The sequence below is a fragment of the Pinisolibacter aquiterrae genome (assembly GCF_019160155.1).
GTDB lineage: Bacteria > Pseudomonadota > Alphaproteobacteria > Rhizobiales > Ancalomicrobiaceae > Pinisolibacter > Pinisolibacter aquiterrae.
Window position 1 is genome coordinate 65,420 of the sequence record NZ_JAFNIH010000055.1, and the last position, 21,127, is coordinate 86,546.

Annotated in this window: 25 protein-coding genes and 1 pseudogene; 22 read left to right on the plus strand and 4 right to left on the minus strand. The window is 64.2% G+C overall.

The genetic code is table 11. The annotated features are described in order from the left end of the window. Positions 1 to 11: 11 nt before the first annotated feature. The 4 genes and pseudogenes from J3S89_RS20630 to J3S89_RS20645 form a co-directional block, all read left to right on the plus strand. A pseudogene (locus J3S89_RS20630) lies at positions 12 to 233 on the plus strand (DUF3363 domain-containing protein); the annotation flags it as partial. Positions 234 to 280: 47 nt separating this feature from the next. Further along, positions 281 to 1,489 carry an AlbA family DNA-binding domain-containing protein gene (locus tag J3S89_RS20635; protein ID WP_217930939.1) on the plus strand — a complete coding sequence of 403 codons (1,209 nt, stop codon included), beginning with the start codon at positions 281 to 283 and terminating at the stop codon, positions 1,487 to 1,489. 321 nt (positions 1,490 to 1,810) lie between these two features. Next, positions 1,811 to 2,479, plus strand: a complete 669-nt coding sequence (locus tag J3S89_RS20640) for an HNH endonuclease (RefSeq protein ID WP_217930948.1) — start codon at positions 1,811 to 1,813, stop codon at positions 2,477 to 2,479. A gap of 175 nt (positions 2,480 to 2,654) precedes the next feature. Further along, positions 2,655 to 2,870 carry a hypothetical protein gene (locus J3S89_RS20645; protein ID WP_217930950.1) on the plus strand — a complete coding sequence of 72 codons (216 nt, stop codon included), beginning with the start codon at positions 2,655 to 2,657 and terminating at the stop codon, positions 2,868 to 2,870. Positions 2,871 to 2,967: 97 nt separating this feature from the next. On the opposite strand, the gene J3S89_RS20650 is transcribed toward J3S89_RS20645, so the two are convergent. Then, positions 2,968 to 3,525: a hypothetical protein gene (locus J3S89_RS20650; RefSeq protein ID WP_217930959.1), complete on the minus strand. Its 558-nt coding sequence runs from the start codon at positions 3,523 to 3,525 to the stop codon at positions 2,968 to 2,970. Positions 3,526 to 3,862: 337 nt separating this feature from the next. Here J3S89_RS20650 and J3S89_RS20655 point away from each other — a divergent pair, with 337 nt between their 5' ends. The 8 genes from J3S89_RS20655 to J3S89_RS20690 all read left to right on the plus strand — a co-directional run bounded on the left by J3S89_RS20655 (position 3,863) and on the right by J3S89_RS20690 (position 11,721). Next, on the plus strand, positions 3,863 to 5,356 hold the full coding sequence (locus tag J3S89_RS20655) for a recombinase family protein (protein ID WP_217931088.1): 1,494 nt from the start codon (positions 3,863 to 3,865) through the stop codon (positions 5,354 to 5,356). Next, on the plus strand, positions 5,353 to 6,252 hold the full coding sequence (locus tag J3S89_RS20660) for a plasmid partitioning protein RepB C-terminal domain-containing protein (RefSeq protein WP_230488996.1): 900 nt from the start codon (positions 5,353 to 5,355) through the stop codon (positions 6,250 to 6,252). The genes J3S89_RS20655 and J3S89_RS20660 overlap by 4 nt, the downstream gene beginning before the upstream one ends. Continuing rightward, complete coding sequence (locus J3S89_RS20665; RefSeq protein ID WP_217930961.1) at positions 6,249 to 7,166, plus strand: plasmid partitioning protein RepB C-terminal domain-containing protein; 918 nt, start codon at positions 6,249 to 6,251, stop codon at positions 7,164 to 7,166. Before J3S89_RS20660 ends, J3S89_RS20665 begins: the two co-directional genes overlap by 4 nt. A gap of 659 nt (positions 7,167 to 7,825) precedes the next feature. Further along, positions 7,826 to 9,832, plus strand: a complete 2,007-nt coding sequence (locus tag J3S89_RS20670; protein WP_217930970.1) for a ParB/RepB/Spo0J family partition protein — start codon at positions 7,826 to 7,828, stop codon at positions 9,830 to 9,832. Between the two features lie 528 nt (positions 9,833 to 10,360). After that, entirely contained in the window at positions 10,361 to 10,669 is a 309-nt protein-coding gene (locus J3S89_RS20675) for a DUF736 domain-containing protein (protein WP_217930972.1), read from the plus strand. Positions 10,670 to 10,731: 62 nt separating this feature from the next. Further along, entirely contained in the window at positions 10,732 to 11,076 is a 345-nt protein-coding gene (locus J3S89_RS20680) for a DUF2958 domain-containing protein (RefSeq protein ID WP_217930982.1), read from the plus strand. 88 nt (positions 11,077 to 11,164) lie between these two features. Continuing rightward, positions 11,165 to 11,425 (plus strand): type II toxin-antitoxin system ParD family antitoxin, encoded by a 261-nt coding sequence (locus J3S89_RS20685; protein WP_217930984.1) that lies wholly within the window; start codon positions 11,165 to 11,167, stop codon positions 11,423 to 11,425. Continuing rightward, positions 11,422 to 11,721 carry a type II toxin-antitoxin system RelE/ParE family toxin gene (locus tag J3S89_RS20690; RefSeq protein ID WP_217930987.1) on the plus strand — a complete coding sequence of 100 codons (300 nt, stop codon included), beginning with the start codon at positions 11,422 to 11,424 and terminating at the stop codon, positions 11,719 to 11,721. The genes J3S89_RS20685 and J3S89_RS20690 overlap by 4 nt, the downstream gene beginning before the upstream one ends. Positions 11,722 to 11,738: 17 nt before the next feature. On the opposite strand, the gene J3S89_RS20695 is transcribed toward J3S89_RS20690, so the two are convergent. Continuing rightward, the gene (locus J3S89_RS20695) at positions 11,739 to 12,953 is read right to left on the minus strand and encodes an MFS transporter (RefSeq protein WP_217930995.1); all 1,215 of its coding nucleotides are present in this window, start codon (positions 12,951 to 12,953) and stop codon (positions 11,739 to 11,741) included. A gap of 494 nt (positions 12,954 to 13,447) precedes the next feature. On the opposite strand from J3S89_RS20695, the gene J3S89_RS20700 reads away from it, so the two are divergent. From J3S89_RS20700 to J3S89_RS20705, 3 genes are all read left to right on the plus strand, one after another. After that, complete coding sequence (locus J3S89_RS20700; protein ID WP_217930997.1) at positions 13,448 to 14,368, plus strand: ArdC family protein; 921 nt, start codon at positions 13,448 to 13,450, stop codon at positions 14,366 to 14,368. A gap of 229 nt (positions 14,369 to 14,597) precedes the next feature. Then, positions 14,598 to 14,819: a transcriptional regulator domain-containing protein gene (locus J3S89_RS23240; protein ID WP_230488997.1), complete on the plus strand. Its 222-nt coding sequence runs from the start codon at positions 14,598 to 14,600 to the stop codon at positions 14,817 to 14,819. A gap of 16 nt (positions 14,820 to 14,835) precedes the next feature. Further along, positions 14,836 to 15,393, plus strand: coding sequence for a DUF2285 domain-containing protein (locus tag J3S89_RS20705; protein WP_217931092.1), 558 nt, complete (start codon positions 14,836 to 14,838; stop codon positions 15,391 to 15,393). Positions 15,394 to 15,463: 70 nt separating this feature from the next. Here the strand turns inward: J3S89_RS20705 and J3S89_RS20710 are convergent, their stop codons facing one another. After that, on the minus strand, positions 15,464 to 15,883 hold the full coding sequence (locus J3S89_RS20710; RefSeq protein WP_217930999.1) for a Ros/MucR family transcriptional regulator: 420 nt from the start codon (positions 15,881 to 15,883) through the stop codon (positions 15,464 to 15,466). A gap of 61 nt (positions 15,884 to 15,944) precedes the next feature. Then, entirely contained in the window at positions 15,945 to 16,181 is a 237-nt protein-coding gene (locus J3S89_RS20715) for a hypothetical protein (protein ID WP_217931001.1), read from the minus strand. A 576-nt stretch (positions 16,182 to 16,757) separates the two neighbouring features. Between J3S89_RS20715 and J3S89_RS20720 the strand changes: the two genes are divergently transcribed. The 7 genes from J3S89_RS20720 to J3S89_RS20750 are packed head-to-tail and all read left to right on the plus strand — an operon-like array spanning position 16,758 to position 20,875. Further along, positions 16,758 to 17,027 (plus strand): helix-turn-helix transcriptional regulator, encoded by a 270-nt coding sequence (locus J3S89_RS20720; protein ID WP_217931003.1) that lies wholly within the window; start codon positions 16,758 to 16,760, stop codon positions 17,025 to 17,027. Position 17,028: 1 nt separating this feature from the next. Continuing rightward, positions 17,029 to 18,108, plus strand: coding sequence for a replication initiator protein A (locus J3S89_RS20725; RefSeq protein WP_217931010.1), 1,080 nt, complete (start codon positions 17,029 to 17,031; stop codon positions 18,106 to 18,108). Beyond that, entirely contained in the window at positions 18,105 to 18,743 is a 639-nt protein-coding gene (gene parA / locus J3S89_RS20730; protein ID WP_217931012.1) for a ParA family partition ATPase, read from the plus strand. The genes J3S89_RS20725 and parA overlap by 4 nt, the downstream gene beginning before the upstream one ends. Further along, complete coding sequence (locus J3S89_RS20735; protein ID WP_217931014.1) at positions 18,740 to 18,997, plus strand: hypothetical protein; 258 nt, start codon at positions 18,740 to 18,742, stop codon at positions 18,995 to 18,997. Before parA ends, J3S89_RS20735 begins: the two co-directional genes overlap by 4 nt. After that, a complete protein-coding gene (locus J3S89_RS20740; protein WP_217931016.1) occupies positions 18,994 to 19,515 on the plus strand; it encodes a DUF2840 domain-containing protein in 522 nt (173 codons plus the stop codon). The genes J3S89_RS20735 and J3S89_RS20740 overlap by 4 nt, the downstream gene beginning before the upstream one ends. Further along, on the plus strand, positions 19,512 to 20,039 hold the full coding sequence (locus tag J3S89_RS20745) for a S26 family signal peptidase (protein WP_217931018.1): 528 nt from the start codon (positions 19,512 to 19,514) through the stop codon (positions 20,037 to 20,039). Before J3S89_RS20740 ends, J3S89_RS20745 begins: the two co-directional genes overlap by 4 nt. Continuing rightward, positions 20,036 to 20,875, plus strand: coding sequence for a lytic transglycosylase domain-containing protein (locus tag J3S89_RS20750; RefSeq protein ID WP_230488998.1), 840 nt, complete (start codon positions 20,036 to 20,038; stop codon positions 20,873 to 20,875). Before J3S89_RS20745 ends, J3S89_RS20750 begins: the two co-directional genes overlap by 4 nt. Positions 20,876 to 21,127: the final 252 nt, after the last annotated feature.

Below are 21,127 nucleotides of genomic sequence, written 5' to 3' on the forward strand. Positions count from 1 at the left end.
GCTGCCGGTCGTTCAATCGGGCGGGCAGTGGCGACTATGTCGCAGGTTCCTACAGTCAGCGCTTCTCGCTCGCCTCCGGCCGCTTCGCCATGATCGATGACGGTCTCGGCTTCCAGCTCGTCCCCTGGACGCCCTCCCTCGAAAAACAGATCGGCCGTCATGTTTCCGGTATCGCCCGTGACGACGGCGGCATCGACTGGAGTGTTAGCCGCAGACGGGGATTGGGGTTGTAGATGCGACAACCGGTTATTATTGGGAGTTCCCAGATACGACAAACTGAATGCCAAATCCCAAGAGCGATTCGATGTTTGCGAAAGAATTCGACGAAATCTCACTGAGGGATATCCAGGCGCTCGTCGACGAGGGAATCCCCGAAGGCAGGCAGCTTGAATTCAAGCGCGATCACTATGGCCGCAAGGACGATGATAGGCGAGAGTTTGCCGCCGATGTCTCCGCCATAGCCAATGCGCGTGGCGGATACCTGCTTATTGGTGTCGATGAACGCAACGGGATTGCTTCGAGCGTTTGCGGCGTTGAGGCGCCGGATCCCGACGGGTTGGTTCGCGCGATCAGCGAGGCCATTCGCGCGTCGCTCGAACCACCGCTTATTGAATTCAGGGTCAAGTGGGTCTCAATCGAGGCCGCACGTGGTGTTGTGGTGATCAAAATCACGCGGAGTTGGAGCGCTCCCCATCGCGTCACTGTCGCCAAGGACTATCGCTTCTTCGTCCGGGACGAAAATGGAAAACACCCGATGTCGGTAGAGGAGTTGCGCCGTGCCTTCCTATTCGCTTCCGAGGTAGAGGAAAGGATCAGGCGGTTCCGGATTGAACGCCTTGGAACCCTAACCGTTAATGAAGGACCGCTCAGTGTCGGCAAGGAGGGCGAGGCGCGGCTGATCATGCATGTCGTGCCCCGGACGGCGTTCACGGACGGCATTCAGCTTTCGTTTGACGAACGAGGTGGTTCGATGTGGCCATGGCCGCTCGGCGGGGGAAGTGGCGCCAATTCGATGTACTCGCTTGATGGTCTGATCAGCTATTCTGGACCGGAGGAACGTTTCGAAACCGTCCGTGCGTTTTCGGCCCTCTTTCGCAATGGCATTGCTGAAGCCGTGGCAGGCGTGCGTGTAGGAAACAAGGACGGTCAGCGCAACATATCGTTGACCGGCATAGAACAAGAGGTGATCAGGGGCCTTTGCCAGATTCTCGGCGAGTATAAAAGACGATCTATCCCCGCGCCCTATACAGTTTTTTTGAGCCTTGTTGGCGTGCGTGGTGTATCGGCACCGATCGACGAGTGGCGTGGCGGGATTGCCTATCCTCACCGCTCCGACAGCATCATGCTTCCCGAACTTGCCATTGACGCGGCGGGGGCAGAAAATGCGCCAGAGATTGAGCTCAGGCCCCTTTTTGATCTCATGTGGAATGCCTTTGGCCAATATGGTTCGCCAAACTACGATCGATCGGATCGATATGTGCGCCGCTAAGGTTCACCCCTTGCCCGTATTTCTATCCGGAACTTGTACGATGCTCTGAAGCAGCTTGCCCTTTTCCGCCCCTGGGCCGGAATAGATGGATGTCGTCCATAGAGAAAGAGCTGTGTCCGCAACCCGCCGCGCTACGACGCTTTCGTCACCGCTCTCGGCCGACGGCTCGCCAAGGGGCCGAAGCTGCGGCAGGAGATCCTAGAGGGCAAACCCGGAATACAAGAATGTAGGTGTTTCGTTTTTTCGGGACGCGACGACCTGTAGGGGCGCGCAGCTTGATGCTACCATTCAGCAACATGCGTTGTTCGCTTGGCGATGGCGATGCGTCACTATTACCGCAAAGATTGGCAGAAATTTCGAGATGAAGTCATCGAACTCGATGGCGGCGTCTGCCGTCGATGTGGCCGCGGCCCGCTACAAGGAGCGATCTTACAAGTTCACCACAAAACTTATCTGCCAGGGAAGATGCCATGGGAATACCCATACGGGTATTGTGAGACTCTCTGCCGAGGATGTCATGCATCAGAACACGGTATAGTCCGCCCTTTCCAAGGATGGGTCTGTGTCGGCGATGACGATCTTGGGGATTTATCGGGCGAATGCGATTTATGCGGCACGCAGATACGTTACGTATTTTTTGTGCAGCACGAAAAATGGCCTGCGATGGAGGTTGGGGAGATCTGCTGCGATCATCTCACACAGACCTCCGAAGCAAGCGACTATATGGATTCAAAGAGGCGTTATGCTTTACGCGAAAGTCGCTTTATTTCGTCCTCAAGATGGAAACGCAACCAAGATGGGCTCTTAAGCCTCATGCAAAAGGGGCAACATATTTCACTCGAAAAAGTATCAGAAAATTTTAGGCTGACGGTAAATCAAGTGACCGGGAAAAAATTCTTTAAATCCGAAGAAGAGTGCAAACGGTATATATTTAAAATAATCGAGAATGGGACTCTAGAAGCGTTCTTCAGGAAATTTCAAGCTAAATAGATTTGATGAATTTCCAACGCGAGAGATTTGGGTTTTCCTTCGCTGTTCTTCTGTATTTGTACTCAACGCTACCGCGATAACAAGTATTTGTTGAATCAACCTGAAATACGTCTCTCTTAATCGACCCCATATGGGGAACGTCTGTCTGTCCCCGCTTGAACTCGGGGCGACATTAATGGCTCTCGGCGCCTTCGGCGCCAATCGCCATCTGCGCCAGTCGCTGGTCTTCCTCGACGTGCCGACACTCCAGCAGCCAGAGGCCTATCTCGGCCATGCCGGTGAGATGTTCGGTCGTGATGGCGGTTTCGCCGATCCGAAGACCGAGGCGTTCATGAAAACCTTCCTCGATGCTTTCGCCGATTGGATTGGGAGGACCGCAAAGGTTGCCTGAGGCATTCCGCTCGAATGGCCCCACTGGGATGCGGTGTCCTGAGAAATGTTCCCCATGGCATGGCCATGCTGAGTGAAGCGGGGCCAGTCGCCTCCACTCACGCGGCGCCAGGCCTCGGCCGGACCATATATCTTCCTGTTTTCCTCGAGCCGACGAAGACGATCAGGCCTGTCGCTCGTAGGCCGGCGATATCCCGCTTGGCGGTCTTTGCTGCAACCTCCCAGCGCACGACGATATCGGTAAAACGCAGTCGATCGCGGACGGCCATTTCGCCGAGGAACCACCGTTGGCGATCGTTCAAGATCCCGAGCCACTCGACGTTTCCAGGGTCATTTCCTGGGTCATTTATAGGGACTTTTCCAGGGACATCGGACATGCCGTCCATGGCTCTCGGTGCCTCCTGACTGGTGGCCGATCCCGAGCTTCGTCGGCTTTGTGCCGGGTCCTTGCCGCCGGCCGTGGCCTTCTCGTTCGAGATCCCATTGCCTCCGATCGAAGGCACTTCTCCTGTGACGGTTCTATTGGCGGCATCGATGACGAGTTCGAAGACGAGATCAGATTCTGCAATCAGGCGAATGAGATAATGCCCTCTCGGACCGGCCGAGCCTTCGAGCCAATTCTTGGCGGCCCGCTCACTGGCACCTGTCCATTTCATGACCGTCTTGACGGCCCGGTGGGTATCTCCGAGCTCTGATTGCAGCGCCCTCGCGACGGCGTTGGCAAAGTCGGTCGCTGACCGAACCGCCGCCGCATGACCCGGTAGAATCCTGCCCCTTTTCGGCAACATGTTGCCGGCCCTCCACAACTAGACTGCTGTCGATGCGGAGACGGCAGACCTCGCCCGAACCGCCTTGTTCTGTTCGGGGCTGCGCGGTCGGCGTCCTCGAATACAAGCCGGTTGGGGATGGCGTGTCGTGGCGGATTGGAGCCGACATCGTGAAGATGAGACGAGCGACCCGACGATCAGGGTTCGGGCGGCCGAATATGTCCGGATGTCGACGGAACATCAGAAGTACTCGACCGAGAACCAGGCCGATGCCATCCGTCAGTATGCAGCCACTCGTGATATCGACATTGTCAGAACCTACGCCGATGAAGGTAAAAGTGGCCTTCGCATCGAAGGTCGTGACGGCTTGAAACTCCTGATCGATGATGTCGCGAGTGGCCGTACCGATTTCCAAGCCATTCTCGTCTATGACGTCAGCCGTTGGGGGCGCTTTCAGGATGCCGACGAGAGCGCCTATTACGAATACATCTGCAAGCGCGCCGGCATTGCGGTGCACTATTGCGCCGAGCAGTTCGAGAATGATGGCAGCCCGATCGCAACGGTCGTCAAGAGCGTCAAGCGGGCCATGGCCGGCGAATACAGTCGCGAATTGTCGACCAAGGTCTTTGCCGGTCAATGTCGCTTGATCGAGCACGGCTACCGACAAGGCGGACAGGCGGGGTTCGGTCTGCGCCGGGTGCTCATCGATCAGGCCGGCGCCACCAAGGGTGAGCTGACGCGTGGTGAGCAGAAGAGCATCCAGACCGACCGCGTCGTGCTGCGACCGGGGCCGGAGGCGGAGCTCGCCCTGGTCGCGGAGATCTATAGGACCTTCGTCACTGCGGATCGAACCGAGCGACAGATTGCCGACGCTCTGAATGCACGGGGGGCGGTGACCGATCTCGGGCGCCCCTGGTCACGTGGAACCGTCCACCAGATCCTCATCAACGAGAAGTACATCGGCAACAACGTCTGGAACCGCATGTCCTTCAAGCTGAAGAAGAAGAGGGTTCACAATGAGCCGTCGATGTGGATCCGGGCCGACGGGGTCTTTCCGGCAATCATCGATCGGCCGCTCTTCGACGCGGCCCAATCCATCATTCGGGCGCGGTCGTTTCGGCTTTCGGACGAGGAAATGCTACGAGCTCTCCACGCCTTGCTCCAGACGCAGGGGATGCTGTCGGGCCTCGTCATCGACGAAGCAGAAGGGCTTCCGTCGAGTAGCGCCTACGGCTCTCGCTTCGGCAGCTTGCTGCGTGCCTACAGCCTCGTCGGCTACGCCCCCCGTCGAGACTATCGATACATCGAGATCAATCGCGCCCTGCGCCGCCTTCATCCCGAGGTGGTCGAGACCATCGTTGCCGGCCTCGATGGCGTCGGCGCCACCGTGTTGCGGCAACCGGACACCGATCTGATCATGATCAACGGCGAATTCGCGGTGTCCGTGGTGATCGCGCGTTGCCGGCAACTCCCGACCGGCGGGTTCCGGTGGCGCCTTCGGTTCGATGCCGGATTGCAGCCCGACATCACCGTGGCGGTACGGATGGATGCCGAGAACCGGCATCCCTTCGACTTCTATCTGCTCCCCCGGTTCGACGTCGGCGGAGGCAAGCTCAACCTCGCCGAAGACAATGGGTTGGGTCTCGATGCCTACCGGTTCGAGACGCTCGACCTCCTCTACGACTTGGCGATGCCGGTGCGCATCACGGAGGCAGCATGACCTCACCATTGCGGTCCCAGACTATCGAGATGATCCCGATCGCGCTCATCCACGTGCTGAATCCGCGTGCGCGCAACAAGAAGCAACACCGAGAGATCGTCGACAACATCGGGGTTGTCGGCCTGAAGCGACCGATCACGGTGAGCCGGAAGGGAAATGGGGGATCGGTCCGCTACGAACTCATCTGCGGCGAGGGGCGTCTGGAAGCCTTCCGCATGTTGGGCGCGACGGAGATCCCAGCAATCATCGTCGAAGTGTCGGAGAGAGACGGTCTGGTGATGAGCCTCGTGGAGAACATCGCTCGGCGGCAGCATCGCCCGATCGACATTATGCAGGAGATCGGAGCCCTGCACGAACGCGGGTATAGTGACGGCGAGATCGCGCGGAAGATCGGCTGCACCCCGAGCTGGGTCAACATGATCGTGGTGTTGCTGGAGCGCGGTGAGGAGCGACTGGTCTCTGCGGTGGAAACGGGGCTCATCCCGATCAGCTTCGCGATCGATATTGCTCGCGCCGAGGATGCCGAGACCCAGGACATTCTCATCGACGCCTACGCGGCCGGTAAGATCAAGGGCAAGAAATTGGCGTCGGTCCGTCGAATGATCGACCAACGGTTGAAGCGGAGCAAGACAGTTCCCGACAACGGCTTCGGTCCGAGAAACGCGCCACGGCGTGTGACGGCCGCTGATCTCGTCCGCGTCTACCAGCGAGAGACGGACAAGCAGCGCCTCCTGGTGAAGCGCTCGAACTTTGCCCAGACCAAGCTTCTCTTCATGATCGAAGCGCTCAAGGATCTTTTGAACGATGAAGGGTTCAGCACGCTGCTGCGTGCCGAGGACCTGGCGACCATGCCTCGCGCGCTGGTGGCCCGTATTCCCGGGGAGGTGGTCCGATGATCGAAGCCGAAGACAAGGGGCGGGACGTCAAACTGTCGTTCGAACGGCAGAGCATCGTCGTGGCGATCAGCCAACTGGTGCCGCTCAAGACCCTCCGCGCCGGAATGAAGGAGAGCCGGAAGTATGCCCAGATCTTGGGCTCGGTACGGGCGATCGGCCTCGTCGAAGCTCCGGCGGTTGCGCCCGACCCCAAACACCCAGGTCGGTATTTCCTGCTCGACGGGCATCTCAGGGTCGAGGCGTTGAAGGACCTCGGCATCCAGGAGGTCGAGTGTCTCGTGTCGACGGACGACGAGACCTACACCTACAACAAGAGGATTAATCGGCTGGCGGCCGTTCAGGAACACCGAATGATCACCCGGGCGATCGAACGCGGCGTGCCGGAGGAACGCCTCGCCGAGGCTCTCGGGCTGGATGCGGTCTCGATCCGGCGGCGAGCACGAATGCTGAAGGGGATCTGTCCGGATGCCGTCGATCTTCTGAAGGACAGTCCATGCCCGTTCTCGGTGTTCGACATGCTCCGTCGTATGGCACCGATCCGTCAGGTCGAGGCCGCGGAGCTGATGATCGGCCAGAACAATTATACGGCCGTATTTGCGAAGGTTCTGCTGGCCACCACTCCTCCCAAGCTATTGGTCGTCCTCCGTAAGAAAAATGTCGATAGTGTCACGGCTGATCAGATTGCTCGAATGGAACGAGAGCTCTTGAGTCTGCAGACGCAGGTTAAATCTGTCGAGGACAGCTACGGCATCGATAATCTCCAGTTGATGGTTACCTGCGGCTATGTGCGGAAATTGCTCGCCAATGGGCGGATCGTTCGCTGGTTGACGCAGCATCGCCCGGAGTACCTGACGGAATTCCAATCGATCGCCGGGATCGAGAGTTTTGGCGACGCCAAGTCCGCCGCCGAGTGAGGACAATGGGGACCCGGACCCGACAAACGCGGGGACCGCGGGAGACGCCGCACGGTGAGGCGGATCGAGCGCGGCGATGGGGATGGCGGCGACCCCGCCCGGAGCCCATCAGGTCGACCGAGGTTTCGGTCCGCCGCGTACTCGACGGTTCGTCGGGTGCGTCTCGAAGCGGGCGTGTCGATCGAGCCGGATCGCGGATCTCGGCACGCCTGCCCCGCAACGGGGTTTCCATTTCCATGGGCAGTAGACGGGCGCCCGACCTTCGAAAGGGACAGCGACGGTGCGGCCCTGCGCAAAGGCAGGATGTTCGCTCCGCTTGAGCGCGGTGTCTTCGTGCCTCCTCCGAGCATGACGAGATCGACGCATCCGAATGAAAGATGCGGCTTCCACTCGATCGATCCGACCTTCCGATCGGGGAGAACGGGGTCTGACCCCGCTCTCCCCCGCGAGTGCGGTCGCTGAGCGGGACAGGGCCGCTCGCTCGCAGGCCGCCCGAACGTGGACACCTCGCCGATCCCCTCGATCCGTCCCGCTCGGCTCGGCAGCCCGGTCCCGCGCGACCACACTCGCCCCCCTCTCTCCCCGCGCGCTCACGCGCCCCCGGGACACATGCGCGGGGACCTCGCGCATGTGTCCGAGGACCACGAGGAGAGACCACCATGACCACGATGCTCATCGAGATCCCGCTCGCTCGGCTGGTGTCGAGTGCCGCCAACGTGCGCAAGACCGGCCGCGACGCGCGGATCGACGAACTCGCCGCCTCGATCGCGGCGCACGGGCTCTTGCAGAACCTCACGGTGCGGCCGGTCGGCGGCGACGAGGAGGGGGCGAGCCGTTTCGAAGTGGTGGCGGGCGGTCGCCGTCTCGCCGCGTTGAAGCTCTTGGTGAAGGAAAAGCGTTTGCCGAAGTCCTTCGCGGTGCCGTGCAAGGTGGTGGCCGTGGAGGACGGCGAGGAGGTCAGTCTCGCCGAGAACATCACCCAGGCACCGATGCACCCGGCCGACCAGTACGAGGCCTTCGCCCGGCTCGTCGAGGCGGGAAGGGGCGTCGAGGCGATCGCCGCCCGCTTCGGCGTGAGTGCGACCGTGGTGCGCCAACGGATGAAGCTCGGTGCGGTGTCACGGAAGCTGATGGCGCTCTATCGCGAGGGTGAGGTCTCACTCGATCAGTTGATGGCCTTCGCGGTCACCGACGATCACGCCGCGCAGGAACGGGTGTGGGCGGAGCTCGGTTGGAACAAGAGCAAGGACGCCATCCGTCGCGCCCTGACGACGGCGCATGTTCCGGCTGGGGATCGGCGCGTGCGGCTCGTTGGCGTCGAGGCCTATGAGGCGGCGGGAGGCGTCGTGGTGCGCGATCTCTTCGACGAGACGAGCGGCGGTTGGCTCGCCGATGTGGCGCCGCTCGATAGGCTCGTTCGCACACGGCTCGACGAGGAGGGCGCGCGCGTTCGGGCCGAGGGTTGGAAGTGGGTCGAGGTCGATCCGGAATATCCGCATGCCCTCGCCGCCGGACTGCTTCGGCTCTACCCCCGGACGCTCGAGGCGAGCGAAGAGACGGCGACGCGGATCGCCGAACTCGAGGTCGAGAAGGCCCGGTTCGCCGAGATCGCGGACGGCGAACTCTCCGACGAAGCGGAAGCGGCATGGCAGCGGATCGAGGACGAGATCACGGCGTTGCAGCCGCAGCCGGAGTTCGCTGCGGAAGATCGGTCGATCGCCGGGGCGTTCGTCTCGCTCGGGTGGGATGGTGCGGTGCGGATCGAGCGTGGCTTCGTGCGTGCGGAGGACGAGCCGGTGATCGTCACCGCCGAGGCGGAGGAAGAAGGGGAGGGTGCTCCCGGCACGGCTCACGAGAGCGAATCCGCCGGCGCGAGCAACGGTGAGAACGAAGAGCCGGACGATGCCTCGGCGCTGGCGATGCTCTCCGACAAGCTCACGGCCGAACTTTCGGCGCATCGCACGCTCGCCCTTCGCGATGCGCTCACCGAGGCCCCGCGTATCGCCCTGCGCGCCGTCGTCCATGCACTCGCTGCGCGGACCTTCTTCCGTTACGTCTCGGGCACCGCGCTCGAGATCGAGCCGAAGACGGTGGGGCTCGTGGGTCACGCTCCGAGCATCGGCGATACCCCGACCGAACGGCGGATCGCCGCACGGCATGGCGCCTGGGCTTCGCGCCTGCCTACCGATGTCAACGATCTCTGGTCCTTCGTCATGGGTCTCGACGAGACGGCGGTGCTCGATCTCCTCGCCCATTGCGCCGGGCTCACCGTCAACGCGTTGCGCCTGCCGTGGGATCGCCGTCCGAGCGCGCTCACCCATGCCGATGGTCTGGCGGAAGCGCTCGGTCTCGACATGACGCGCTTCTGGGAGGCGACCGCCGAGAGCTACTTCTCGCGCGTCACCAAAGGGCGGATCGTCGAGGCGGTCGAGGAAGGTGCCGGCCGCGCGGCAGCCGAACGGATCATCGGCCTCAAGAAGACGGAGATGGCTGCGGAAGCGGAACGCCTGTTGCGTCCGATCGGTTGGTTGCCGCCGATGCTGCGGACCAAGGGGCATCCGGTCGTCACGCCGGTCGAGGTGGAGGTGAACAGCCCCGCCGACGCAGCGACCGATGCTTTCGTCTCCGAGGAGCGCGCCGAGGATCTGACGATCGCCGCCGAGTGATCGCCGTTGAACAGCGTGTGCCGGTCGATCCGCAAGGGTCGACCGGCTTTCGTGCGTGTGGAGCGTGGCGGTGAAGACGGGGAGGTCTTCGGCAACGCCTCAGTCGGAGGCGGCGAACGCAGGAGTGTGCCTCGTCGTCGCTCTATGCCGGCCGGAGGGTGCCTCGATGTGCAAGGAGCGCTGACTCTGACGATCCTTCTGCCTCGTTTCATCGTTTCTGTCGATCGTCGAATTGTCTGTCTTCTGCTGTGATCGGTCCCGGCCCACGGCGTCCTCTCGTCTTTCGTGTCTGGCCGAGGTACGGCCGGTTCCCGGCCTCTCGCATGTTCCGCAACGGCGATCGCCGACTTCTCTTCCCCTGCCGGTCGGGCGAGCTCGACGCGGCATTCCTCGCGACGCAAGACAAGTCGTCGTCCGCCGTCCTCCGCTGACGCTTCGGCCCGGAGGGTGCGGTCCGCTCGGCCCCGGCCTTCCCGTCGCCATCGAGGCCGCGATGGGCGCGGCCGAGACCAGACGAGGAACACGACAATGGCGACCATCGGCACCTTCACGAAGTCCGGCGCGGAATACACCGGCGCGGTCAAGACGCTCACCCTCAACGTCAAGGCCCGGTTCACCCCGGCCGAGAGCGACAGCGACAAGGCCCCCGACTACCGCATCTTCGCCGGCCAGACCGAATTCGGCGCGGCCTGGAAGAAGACCTCCCGCGACAACCGCGACTACCTCTCCGTCAAGCTCGACGACCCGAGCTTTCCCGCCCCGATCTACGCCTCGCTGGTCGAGGTCGAAGGCACTGACGGCTTCTCCCTCATCTGGTCCCGCCGCAACGGCGACTGAGGCGATCGGCGCCCCGCCACCCGGCGGGGCGCTCTCCTCCTCCAACCAACGGAGACGACCTCATGACCCTCATTCCCCAGACCCTCCGCGACCGGCTTCTCGCCAATGGGGCGAAGTCCCGCGACACCGGCGCCTTCGATCCCCGACCGGTGGCGAAGCTCTTCACCCCCGACGCCGGAGCGACCTGGCTCCTCAGCGAACTCGACCCCGACGATCCCGACCTCGCCTTCGGGCTCTGCGACCTCGGTCTAGGCTGCCCCGAACTCGGCCATGTCCGATTGTCGGAACTCGCCGCCGTCCGAGGGCGGCTCGGGCTCCCGGTCGAACGAGATCTGCACTTCCGCGCCGACAAATCGCTCGGTACCTACGCCGACGAGGCGCGGCGGAAGGGGCGGATCACCGCCTGATCCACGATCCCCCGGCCGAAGGGTCGGGGGATCTGCCTTGATAACTGTTATCGACGGTGCGATCCTGATGCGGATGGAGGGTCGGATCATGGCGCACAGTGTCGAACTCGGTAACCTCGAGGCGGTGGTGAACCGTCTCGTCGAGAGTGGCCGCTACAACTCCAAGAGCGAAGTGCTGCGGGAGGGCGTGCGTCTGCTCGACGAACGCGAGACACGTTTGGCCGTTCTCGACGCGGCACTCGCGCGAGGTCTCGCCGATGCCGATGCCGGTCGTGTCCTCGCCGCCGAAGACGTCTTTGCCGAACTGAAGCACCGTTACGGTGCATCGTCGGATGACCCTCGCCCATGAAGTTGGTCTTCACCGAAGAAGCGCGACGGGATCTGATCCGGATCGGCGATTGGATTGCGCAGGACAGCCCGACGCGTGCCCTCTCATTCGTCGGAGAGTTGCAGGCTCACTGCCTCACTCTGGTCGATCAACCATCGGCACATCGTCTCGTTCCTCGTTGGGAGGCGAGGGGCGTCCGCCGTGCCGTTCACGGACGCTATCTGATCTTCTATCGGGTCGAGGCGGAAGCACTCGTGGTGCTCCACGTGCTGTCCGGGGCGATGGACTACGAAGCGATTCTGTTCCCCGGTGGATGATCCGGGTTGATCCGGCTTCAGAGCCTCGATCCGTCGATCGTCGCCCTCGGCACGACACTCCACAGACCGCCGAGCGTCACCACGGCGAAGCCGGCACCGGCGAGGAAAGTGGCGGTCGGGCCGATCGCCTGCCACAGCGCGCCGGCGATCAGGCTGGCGACGAAGAGGGTGACACCGGTCACCAGATTGAAGAGACCGAAGGCGGTGCCGCGAAGAGCCGGTGGCGCGGTGTCGGCGATCAGGGTGGCGAAGAGCCCCTGGGTGAAGCCCATGTGCAGTCCCCATAGAACCGCGCCGATCCACAGGCCGACGGCCGAACCGGTGAGCCCGAGCACGAGGTCGGCGCCGACGAGGAGCACGAGGCCGGTGGCCAGAATGATCCGCCGATCGAAACGGTCGGCGAGCACCCCGACCGGGTAGGCGGAGAGCGCATAGGCGACGTTCATCACCACCATGATCAGCGGCACCAGCAACAGGCTCAGGCCGATCGATTGGGCGCGCAGTATCAGAAAGGCGTCGGAGAAGCGGGCGAGCGTGAAGACCGTGGCAAGGCCGGTGACCCACCAGAAGGTGGAGGGGAGGGTGGCCATCTCGGCGAAGCGCAGTGGTGGGCGGCCCTCGGCGTCCTTCAACGGTTCAGGATCACGCACCGCAAAGACGATCAGCGCGAAGGACAGGAACCCCGGGATCACCGCCACCCAGAAGACCAGGCGGATGTCGCCGCCGCTCGCCGCCATCAGGGTGATGGCGAGGAAGGGGCCGAGGAAGGCACCGATCGTGTCGAGGGTCTGGCGCAGCCCGAAGCTGGCGCCGCGCAGCTCGGGCGGGCTGAGGTCGGCGACGAGCGCATCGCGCGGGGCCCCCCGAATGCCCTTGCCGATGCGATCGACGAAACGGGCGGCGACGATCCAGCCGAGCGAGCCGGCGAGCGGGAACACCGGTTTGGTGAAGGCCGCCATGCCGTAGCCGATGGCGGCGAGGAGCTTGCGTTTGCCGAGCCGGTCGGAGATCGCGCCGGAGAACACCTTGGTGATCGACGCCGTCGCTTCGGCGATGCCTTCGATCAGACCCACGGCCAATGTCGAGGCGCCCAGTCCGGTGACCAGCCAGATCGGCAACAGTGCATGGATCATCTCCGAGGAGACGTCCATCAGCAGCGAGACGAAGCCGAGCGCCCAGATCCCGGCCGGGATGCGGCGATGGGTCGAACGGTGCGGGGTCTTCTGGTCCATCGCCCGATCCTTCTCGATGCGCGGAGCGTCGGCACCGAACGACGGATTCGAACAGCTTCACGATCTCCTTCATGCCACCTGAGACGCAGCCGCGGAAGCGTTTCGGCAAAGGCGGGCATTCGTCGGTCCGGCCACCACGTGACGTGGAGCCCGAGGCTGCCGGCTCGGCACCGATCCCGACGACGGCAGGTGAGCCGTACCGGGCCTGACGTGTCTTCCCCCCGGAAATGCGTCCGTTGAGATGCACGTTCGCGCGGGAGAGCGCCAAGCGGGCAGATCGGTGCCTCCGGGCCAGCGCTCTCTCTCCCGGTGTCCGCTCGGGAAGGCCTCGTCTGATGGGCGGCGATCCTGGCCGAGGCGGGGACGGGTGCAACGGCGTTGCCGTCCTCCACTGGCGTTTCGGCCCTTCGGGTGCGCCCGTCCCCCGACGCCCCGGCCTCTCGGTCGCCGTGACGAAGCCACTCCCGGCGGTCACGACGAAGGAGATCCCGATCATGGCACCGAAGACCAACGCCTCCGCCCGCTCCGACATCCACGCCCGCGTCACCGATCGCATTCTCGCCGACCTCGAGAGCGGGGTCCCGACCTGGATCAGGCCCTGGTCGGCGGGCAACACCCAAGGCCGCATCGTTCGGCCGCTGCGCCACAACGGTCAGCCTTACTCCGGCATCAACGTCCTGCTCTTGTGGTCCGAAGCGGTCGCGTGTGGTTTTTCCTCGCCGACCTGGATGACCTTCCGACAGGCGCGCGAACTCGGTGGTCACGTCAGGAAGGGCGAGACCGGCTCCACCGTCGTCTATGCCGATCGCATCCGCCGCACCGAGACCGACGATCGCGGCGACGAAGTCGAGCGCGAGATCCCCTTCCTCAAGGCCTACACCGTCTTCTGCGTCGACCAGATCGATGGGCTGCCCGATCGGTTTCACGCGCCGGCCACCGACCCTCTCGATCCGATCACCCGTGATGCCCGTGCCGATGCCTTCTTCACCGCCATCGGCGCAGACATTCGTCACGGCGGTGCCCAGGCCTATTACGCGGTCGGCTCCGACCACGTGCAGATGCCGCTCTTCGAGAGCTTCCGTGATCCCGTCTCCTACTATGCGACCCTCGGACACGAATGTGTCCACTGGACCCGGCATCCCTCCCGCCTCGACCGTGACTTCGGCCGCACCCGCTTCGGCGACGCGGGTTACGCCCGTGAGGAACTGGTCGCCGAACTCGGGGCGGCTTTTCTTGCCGCAGACCTCGGGCTCACCCCCGAACCGCGTTCCGACCACGCCGCCTACATCGCGTCCTGGATCAAAGTCCTGAAAGACGACAAGCGCTTCGTCTTCACCGCCGCATCGCATGCCAGCCGGGCGGTCGACTTCCTGCATGGCCATCAGCCGAAGCTCGCCGAGGAGCGGACCGCATGATGCGGCCCGTATTCCCGCGAAGTCGCCTTTCCGGCTTGTCGCCGATCCTGAAAGACGGATCGACGGCAAGCCGGTTTCTCGATGGAGTCGTCGCGACTTCGGGGCGACTGCGTTCGGATTCGGCGATCGAGGTATCGCAACTTTCCGGCTTCACGTCGCCGAGTGCTCTTCCGAAGATCTACAGGCAGGGCGGGTATTTCTCACGCACCACTCGAAACGGGAGTGTGCCATGCTGGACATCGACTGGCGTTCGCCAGAGGCCTACGCGCATGCCCGCGACATTCCCCCTGCCGGCTTCGCATGGGAGTATCTGCGCCGCGATCGAGACTATCAGTGGGATTTCGTCCGGATCAACGCCGATGTGGCGCGCCCGAGAGACGATGTCCTCGACGCCTTCTCTCGGCGTTGGGGGCTTCGATTTCCCCGTAGATCCGAGAGTTCCGGCCGATGAAGCCTCGCTGTTCTGGATGCCGGACCTTCAGCCGGAGGCGATCCTGATCCAGCCTACGCCGCCCGGCGAAGCGGGAGGTGTTAGGCCGCTCCAACTGTCGAATCTACCGGGTGTCGATCTGCGAAACGCCGGTGACGACTGGCATGCGGTCTGGCGTCACGGTGGGAACGATCACCAATTCTGGCTGAAGGCACTGCCACCGCGAGTCTGTGCCGGATATGTCGTGGTGCTGCCGCTCGATGCCTTGTTCGAACTGCGGGCTCACGCGGCGCGCCGATTCTGGAGGGCTCTCGCCGGACTGCCACCGGGCGGATCGTTACGGCCTCTGCCCGAGACGACACGGCAGCGGCACATTCTGATGCTGCGGGCGTTGGACGCTCGGTTGACGGGGGCGAGTTATCGCACCATTGCCGAAGCGATGTTCGCGTTTCGCAGCCGGACCAAGCGGGATTGGGAAATCGATCCGCTGAAGAACCGCACGCGCCGTCTCGTCGCCGATGCCTTGCGCCTGATGCGCGGCGGATATCTCCATCTGCTCTGCCATCCGGTGAAACGACGCCGTGGTCCCGGATAGAAAACGACGGCGTTCGACCTTTCGTTGCTCGGCTCGGGTCGCCTCGATGAGACGCGTGGGCGCCGGGCAATCAACCCGCGCGACGCCCCCGTGGTCGACCGAGCCCGATCGCCTTTGCCATGGTCGACCGGGCTTCGGAGTAGTTGGCTGCCACCATCGGGTAGTCCGCCGGTAGCCCCCACTTCTCGCGATAGGCTTCCGCGCTCAGGCCGTGCGCGGTGCGCAGGTGGCGCTTCAGCGATTTGAACCTCTTGCCGTCTTCGAGACAGACGATGAAGTCCGGGGTGACCGACTTCCGCAATTGCACCGCCGGTGCCACGATCTCGGGTGTCGGCTGCAGAGCCGGACCGGAGACGGCCCTCCCGAGAGCTGCGTGGACCTCGGCGATCAGATCGGCCAGCCGCGATGCCGGCAGGGTGTTGTGTGCGACGTAGGCCGAGACGATGCCGACGGTCAGATCGATGAACAGGTCGTTGGGGAGGTCGGTCATGTTTCGCCGGCTCTCATGGTTTCGAGGGCAGTCTATCAAATTTCCCCAAGGCGGACCTCGGTCACTGAGACGCGGAGACCCCACGCTCGGTCCTGGCGATGACTTCCTTCAAGGCCCTCACGACGAAGGCATCGAATTCCCTTTCGCGAAGGGGATTGTCACCGTTGTCGTCGGTCTCACTGAATTGGACGTTCACGATGACCGTCCGTCCTTCGACCACGCCGACATAGCGATTGTGACAGAACGGTTGGTCCGAGAACCGAAAGGCGTCCAGTTCGTTGCTTCCGGAATGCGGCATCGGTCGGTTTCCTGCATCGAAGGGGATGGGACGAGCGCAGCGGCTTCGGCTCGGATCTCGAGATTCGGGGGGGCATGGAGTCCATCGCGTGCCCCGAAGGGGGCGCTTGCCACTCCGTGACCACGTTCGACGGAAACCGGTGCGGCTCCAAAATGATTGCCGGGACCGTCTTCCGCCCGAGCCCCGTGTGTCGCTCCCGCGACACCCTTGGTTCTCGCAGAAAGATGGCAATCTCGCGGAGCGTGTGAGGTCTGCGCGCAATCGCACCGATGCGGAGAAACCGCAGCGCCGATCGTTTCGTCGAGGACACCGCCGCCGCCGTTCGTCGCACCGGGGTTCGACGGGTCGGTCGATCATGGTGGCGTGCTTTCTCATCGTACATCGACGCGGCGCGCGGAGTCGGACCTTCGGGCGTACCGGGGAGAGAGCCGCCGCCGGATCCACATGCCGTTTCGTAGGGAGTGCCGGAATCGCAGGGGGCGATATCCGGCATGCCGGTCCCCTCCTGTTCTCCGCCACGGTTCGCCAGGACGCGCGGTCGCCCTCGACTGCGCGAATGGCGAACCGGAGGTCTCCATGCCCGATCCGATGGCGGGTCTGCCGCCACGTTTCCTGCGCACGCCCGAAGCGGCGCGTTTCCTCGGCATCTCGATCCGCACCCTCGAGAAGCACCGCACCTATGGTACCGGCCCGATGTACCGGAAGATCGGCGGGCGTGTCGTCTATGCCGTCGAGGATCTGCAGGCCTGGACGGCGATCGGCGCGCGCAGGTCGACCTCCGACGACACGCCTCGGCGCGTCTTCCCGGCGCGACCGTTGACGCCGGCCGAACGGGGAGCCCGCTGAAATGGTGCTCTCCAGCAAACCCGGAACCGAGCCGGCATCGCGCGACAGCGAACGCAATCGGCTCGTGCCCTTCGTCGTGATCGGCGGGGACGCCCGTCCCCGCGATCAGCGCGATCTGATGGAACGGCCGTTCTTCTCTTTGTCGAAGTCACGACGCACCACGCCGATCCTCTATGCCACCGCCGACGTCGAGGTCCAGGTCTTCGGCATGCCCGAGCACGGGATGGCGACGATCTGGGATGCCGACGTGCTGATCTGGGCGGCGAGCCAGTTGGTCGAGGCGCAGAACCGCGGGTTGCGCACCTCGCGCTTCGTGCGCTTCACCCCATATCAGCTGCTGCGCGGGGTCGGGCGATCGACCGGCAACAGGCAGTACCTGTTGCTGAAGGCGGCTCTGTCGCGCCTGCAGTCGACCGTCGTCGCCACGACGATCCGAACCGGGCCACATTGGCGTCGCCAGCAGTTCTCCTGGATCAACGAATGGGAGGAGATCGCGACGCGGACCGGGCGGGTCGAGGGCATGGAATTCGTCCTGCCGGAATGGTTCTACCGCAGCATCCTCGATCGTGCGCTCGTCCTCACCATCGATCCGGCCTACTTCCGACTGACCGGTGGCATCGAGCGCTGGCTCTATCGGGTCGCCCGCAAACATGCCGGCCGCCAACCGCAGGGCTGGCTCTTCGAGGTCGCTCATCTTCATGCCAAGTCGGGCAGCCTGGCGCGGCTCTCCGACTTCGCCCTCGATCTGCGCCGGATCGCATTACGCCAGCCGTTGCCGGGCTACCGGCTCGCGATCGAGCGCGACGGCGCGACGGAGCGTCTGAGAATTCGCCCGACGAACTCGTCCACAGTGCCTGTGGACAGACCTGTGGATCGTATTGGCACATCGGGCGCAGGCGGTATCGGCACATCAGGCGCAGCCCTATCGGCACATCAGGCGCACGAAGGTGGCGCAACCCCTTGGCCGGCCGACCAGATCGGCGCTGCTAACTCAGACTCTAACAGAGAGTCTAACTCTTCTTCTGTTGCGCGCGAGCGTCGCACCCATGGTGCCGGCACCACGCGACGAGGTGCGCCATGATCGTCGCGTTCCTCAATCAGAAGGGGGGCGTCGGCAAGACGACGCTGGCGCTCCATCTCGCCGGGGCCTGGACTCGGCAGGGCCGACGGGTCACCCTGATCGACGCCGATCCGCAAGGGTCGTCGCTCGACTGGTCGGAGCAACGGGTGAGGGAAGGGCTGCCACGGCTCTTCGGCGTCGTCGGGCTCGCCCGCGACACGCTCCACCGCGAAGCCCCCGAGCTCGCACGCACCGTCGATCACGTCGTCATCGACGGGCCGCCGCGCGTCGCCGGGCTGATGCGCTCGGCCCTGCTCGCCGCCGACCTGGTCGTCATCCCGGCGACACCGTCGCCGTTCGACGGCTGGGCCTCGGCGGAGATGCTGAGGCTCGTCGAAGAAGCGCGGGTGTTCCGTCCCGAGCTGCGCGCCCGCTTCCTGCTGAACCGCTGCGGCGCGCGGACGATCATCGCGCGCGAGACGGCCGAGACGCTGGCCGATCACGATCCGCCACTGCTCGCCACCCGCATCGGCCAACGCGTCGCCTATGCCGATGCGGCGCAAACCGGACGCCTGGTCTTCGAGATCGACGAGGCCGGTCCGGCGGCGCGCGAGATCGCGGCGCTAGCCGTGGAGATCGGGAGGCTCGCGCCATGACCGACCGTGGCCGTGGTCGCGGCTTTGCTGCCCGCCCGGGGGATGCCGATGCCTGGATCCGCACCACCGAGCCGGCGCCTCGGGACGAGCCGGTTCGGTCGGCGGGTTTCACTGCCCGCCTCACCATCGACGTCACGCCCGAACTGCGCGGCCGCATCAAGGTCACGGCGTTCCGGCGCGGCGTCACCGTCGCCGACATGCTGCGCGATCTGCTCGCGCGGGAATTTCCCGACATCGAAGGAGAACCTCGATGAACGACAACGACATTCGTGCCCCGCAGGCCGATCGATCGTCGCCTGATCGCGCCGGTGAACATCTGACCCATGTCGAACTGACCTGGGTCGAGGGCCGCATCGAACACTGGATCCGCTTCGGTGATCCGGTCGAGAGCCTGAAGCTCGACCGGCGCCGACGCATCGTCAGCTTCGCCGCCGGCACCGTCTTCGCCTTCGTCCGCTGGGCATCGAACGACTTCGGCACCATCCTGTCGCGCATCGACATCCTGCGCACGGTCACGACGAGCGAAGATTACCAGACGCTGCCCTTCGTGCGGCCGGGCGGCGAAATCCTGCTGCGGATCGACGGCTGGCCCAAGGTCGAGCGGGTGCTCGGCGTGATCGATGCGGTGGAGGCCCTCGGCATCGATGCGGTCGAGGTGATGCCCGACTATTGGCGTCACGTTCAAAATCGTATCGTCGCCGGCGAGGAGGCGCGGATCTATACCCGCGAGCAGCATGCCGCCTGGCTGAAACGCCGGAGGATCAATCCGTGACGCGCTTCGGCTTCGTGATGGTGACCTATGCCGCGGTGCTCGGGATCGGCGCCTCGATCGTCCCGTCTCCGGTGCCGCGGCTGCTGTGGAACGCCACGGCCAGTACGCCGATCGGTCTCTACGCATTGCGGCCGACCGACCGACTGCACGTCGGCGATCTGGTCGCGATGACACCGCCCGATCGGGTCGCGCGCTTCCTCGCCGAGAGCGGTCGTCTGCCGTTGGGCGTGCCGCTCCTCAAACACGTACGGGCGCTCACGTCGCAGACCGTGTGCCGCGACGGCGCCGACCTCACCGTCGACGGCGTCTCGGTCGGCGCGGCCCGGTCGCAGGACGATCGAGGGCACAATCTCCCGATCTGGAGCGGATGCCGGACCCTCGCCGAAGGCGAAATCTTCCTGATGAATGCCGAGGTCGCCGACAGTCTGGACGGCCGCTATTTCGGCCCGACGTCGACGAGCATGATCCTCGGTCGCGCCGATCCGCTGTGGATCGTAGAACACGGCGATGGGTGCGACCGATGATGCGACACGGCTCGTCGTCCACCGATATTCCCGATCGGCGGCGTCTCCCCACAGTGGAGAGCGCCTGTCGTGTCGGTGCTGGCGCCGCCGGCGCCGTATTGCGCAGCGCCGTCGTCATGGCGTCGTTGCAGATCACGTCGATCTGTCTTCCTGCCGTCGCGGCGGCGCAGGCGGCCGATCGTCCGATCACCACGTCGTCTGCAACGGATCCTCTGGCAGGCGCGATCCGCGACGCCGCTCAGCGCTTCGAAATCCCCGCTGTTTGGATTCGAGCAGTGATCGAGGTCGCGAGCGGTGGAGATGCCCGTGCAACCTCACCGCAGGGGGCGATCGGGCTGATGCAGATCCCGCCGGAGACCTGGGCCGAGCTGCGCGCCCGCTACCATCTGGGCAACGATCCCTACCCCCCCGACGACAACATCATGGCGGGAGCGGCCCTTTTGCGCGAGCTCTTTGATCGCTACGGGGCGGAGGGGTTTCTCGCCGCCTATTTCGCCGGGCCTCGACGCTACGACGACCATCTGAGGACCGGCCGGCCGCTGCCGCCGGAGGTGCAGATCCGCGTCGCCCATCTCCTGCCGCTGATCGGAACCGTGTCGACCGATGCCGCCACGACGAACCGTTCCGTTGAGCCGACCTGGACGACGGCGCCGTTGTTCATCGGCCGAGTCGTCATCGGGCCGAGCGCCGATTGGGAGCCGGCCGAGGATCGATCGGCCGAGCGACCCGCCGTGGGGTCCGTGGTTGCCGAACCGTCGGGAGGACGACGATCGAGTGCGACGGAGACCAGGGCCTCGCTCTTCGTTTCCCGCACGCCTGCCGGTCCCGGGCGTTGAGCGCGAGCCGTCTGCTCGAGGGACAGATCGAAGCTCGAACCTCGGGAAAGCGCGCGAAAGGTGGAGGAGGAAGGGCAGGTGAGGGAGGGCAAGATAAAAGCCGGCGGCACCGTTCCGGCCCATCGCGGCGAATTGTCGTTGTCTGCACGTGGGTTGGAAGGAGAGGGGCGGCACTGCCGGCAACGAGCCATGGTGCCGTTCCTTCCCGAAACTCCGCTGAATGCGGTCTTTTCGGCGGCACTACCCCGTGGG